The sequence below is a fragment of the Dialister sp. UBA1703 genome (assembly GCA_002320515.1).
Lineage (GTDB): Bacteria > Bacillota > Negativicutes > Veillonellales > Dialisteraceae > Dialister.
Map to the genome: position 1 here is coordinate 1 of DCJJ01000002.1, position 3,202 is coordinate 3,202.

Here is a 3,202-nt window from a genome sequence, read left to right on the forward strand (position 1 = left end):
AGCTATTTAAGGAGTCCCATGACGGAGCAGTGTATAAAAATCCTTATAAAAGCAGATTCTATGAATTAATCAGTGCTTCCCTAGTACACCAGCCCACCAGCCCACTAAATCGGTTTTATTCATACTGGCGGCGGAGCCGCCCACCACAACCCTCACGGCCAAAGGCCGTGTCAAACCTGAGAGCCCCGTCAAACCTGAGAACCCTCACGCCCAAAGGGCGTGTCCCTAAAGGGCGCCCACGACCTGCCGCCGCAGGCGGCCCCCAATCCTGGATCCCGATCTTCGATCCCAGCCGCTCCGCGGATGCACGCCCACCAAGGCCGACAGCCGATAGCCGACACTATCCCCATCCCCCTATTCTTAATCTCCTATCCGTTTATTTTTGAATTCCATTTCTATCATCTTAATATTTAGACTCCAAAGATTAGAAAAAATAAAAAATATTATTGACTTTGCAATAGTGATGTACTAAACTTAAGTCATGCAAAGTACTGCCGGAATCATACAAGTACTTGGGAAACATCTTGTATGTTTTTTGGACTGTACAGAATCCTGGTTTACGGGTAAGCACTGTTTCATGCAGCTTCCCTCAGGAAATTTTCAAAGGAGTGATTTTTCATGAAAAAAAGTATCAAAAGTATTTTAACTGCATCTATGGCAGCTCTCTGTGTCATGGGAATGGGCATGTCCGTTAATGCCTATGAACTGAACCCGGAAGTTAAGGATGTAACCCCGGCTCTCCGCGAAGCTTCCACCGTAGGTGTATGGACCCATGAAAATCCGGCAATGAAAAACGCACCAGACAAAGATGCTATTCTGGTTATGACCTTCGGTACCACTTTCACCGACACCCGTCACAAGACCATTGATGCCGTAGAAAAGGCTATCCAGGAAGCTAACCCGAATGTACCGGTATATGAAGCTTATACTTCCCATATTATCATCGACCGTGTAAAAGCTAAAGAAGGCATCACCAAGATGACCCCGGAAGAAGCTTTCGCAAAACTGAAAGCCGAAGGATACACCCGCGTTGCTGTCGTTTCCCTGGATGTCATTCCGGGCATGGAATACAGCTATGACTCCGTAGTCACCAAGATGCAGGCTCCGAACTTCAAGAAAATTTCCCTGGCTACCCCTCTCATGTACTTCCAGGGCACCGAAGGCGAACCGGACCAGGTAGTCGATTTCCTGAACGCCCTTTCCTCCCAGTTCCCGAAGATGGGTGCTCATGATGCAACCCTTATCATGGCTCACGGTACTCCCCATCCGGGCAACGCTTACTACAGTGTTATCCAGGACAGACTCCATCAGCTGGGCATGAACAATGTATTTGTTTACTCCGTTGAAGGCCGTCCGAACCTGGAAGATGTCATTCCGAAACTGAAAGCAGGCGGCTACACCCATGTAACCCTCATGCCGATCATGATGGTTGCCGGCGACCATGCAAACAACGATATGGCCGGCTCTGATCCTGACTCCCACAAGAGCCAGCTGGAAGCACAGGGCTTCAAAGTCTCCACCTACATCCACGGCCTTGGTGAAAACAAAGCTGTCAGAGATATATATGTACAGCGCGCTGATGAAGCACTGGCAGCACTGCAGAAATAATTTGTGGTATGATATGTAAGAGATGATTTGTCTCTGCATTAGACCCCTTCGTCATCTCGGCGAAGGGGTTTCTTTCATCTTAATAAAAATAAAGGAGAATCTGATGAAAAAAATATTAGCAGCAGCTGCCGCTGCCATCCTCTGCTTCTCCCTTTCCGCCTGCGGCACGTCCAAGCAGGAAGGAAACGGGAACGGCGTCACCTACACCTACAAAGACCAGACAATAACCATGAAGGCGCCGCCGAAGCGGGTGGTAGAGCTTTCCGCTCCCCTTCTCAACATGGCCTATGCTGTAGGCGGCACCTCTGCAGCCCGGCCGGAGACTTCAAGCCCCATTCCTGAAGAGGCAAAATCCCTCCCCACCCTGGGCCATGTACAGAATATCAATATGGAAGCCCTGGTAGGCATGAAGCCGGACCTGGTGCTTGGTGAAAAGAACCAGAACTCCAAGCTGGAGTCCCTCTTAAAAAGCAATAAAATCCCCTACCTCCTTATCCAGTATGACGGCATCAATGATAATGTACCTCTTCTGAAATTCATGGGCACCCTCTATAACCAGCAGGCCAAGGCAGACAATGTAATCAAAACCTATGAAGAAGGAGTGAAAGCCGTAGAAGACAAAGCCGCTGCCAAAACGCCGGCCAAAGTCGCTGTCCTTCGCGCCACCGGCAAGGATGTAACCGCAGAAACACCGAAATCCATCTGCGCCTCCATGGTGGAAATGCTAAAAATGGACAACGTCATCACCAGCCATAAAGACATCAAACTGGACAGCAAAACCGTCCCCTACTCTCTGGAACAGCTCTCTGCCGATGATCCAGACACCATCTTCATTGTCACCATGGGCAAACAGAATGAAATCAACAAGAAACTGGACGAATCCATGAGAAACAACCCCTCTTGGGCCCACCTGAAGGCGGTGCAGAACAAGCGGGTCTACTTCCTGGAGCCGGACCTCTTCCTCATGAACCCCGGCGTAAGGACACCACAGGCCATGGAGAAGCTGTACAGCCTGGCTTATGGAGAATAGGACATAAGACCACAATAAAAAAAAGATACCTTTCTTGCGAGGTATCCTTTTTTATTGTCCCACTGCCTGCGGGAGAAAAGTGGCGCATCAGGTCTCAGGAAAGAAGTACAAAAGTTCAGAAAAGAAGGTTGACGGCCCTCCGGGCCGAGGGCGGTGGTATCGCCCTTGGACACACCTGCGGTGTGAGGGTTGACGGGACTTCGTCCCGAGGGTTATGGCCGCCTGATGGCGGCCGGTTGTGTAGAAGGGCTGTGGAAAAAGTTCTTAGGATTGATGGGCCCTTTCGGGCCCAAGGGTTCTTAAGTTTGACGGGGCCTTTGGCCCCGAGGGTTGCGGATTGCCGCTCTGCGGCAATGCTTATAAAGTCAGCGTTACGGGATTGGCTGTCTGTGTTATATGTGACACAATATCCGGTGCCACCTATTTTCTCGTTTCCCCTTGAGGGGAAATGCCACGTAGTGGCAAAAGGGTGTACGGGGCTGAGCAGAGATATGACACTCTATCATTTTCCTGACCGCCAATCGGCGGCCCCCGAGCGAAGCGGTGCACAGCGAACACATTTTG

Annotated in this window: 2 protein-coding genes; both read left to right on the plus strand. The window is 50.3% G+C overall.

Annotated elements, in window-relative coordinates:
* Positions 1-618 precede the first annotated feature (618 nt).
* Complete coding sequence (locus B2Y11_RS00015; RefSeq protein ID WP_291054412.1) at positions 619-1,608, plus strand: sirohydrochlorin cobaltochelatase; 990 nt, start codon at positions 619-621, stop codon at positions 1,606-1,608.
* A 103-nt stretch (positions 1,609-1,711) separates the two neighbouring features.
* Positions 1,712-2,638 (plus strand): ABC transporter substrate-binding protein, encoded by a 927-nt coding sequence (locus tag B2Y11_RS00020; RefSeq protein WP_291054415.1) that lies wholly within the window; start codon positions 1,712-1,714, stop codon positions 2,636-2,638.
* The last annotated feature ends 564 nt before the right edge of the window (positions 2,639-3,202 follow it).

Bases quoted from the DNA above. Each gene is read 5' to 3' on its own strand.
- B2Y11_RS00015 (WP_291054412.1), top strand. From the start codon at position 619: ATGAAAAAAAGTATCAAAAGTATTTTAACTGCATCTATGGCAGCTCTC.
- B2Y11_RS00020 (WP_291054415.1), top strand. From the start codon at position 1,712: ATGAAAAAAATATTAGCAGCAGCTGCCGCTGCCATCCTCTGCTTCTCC.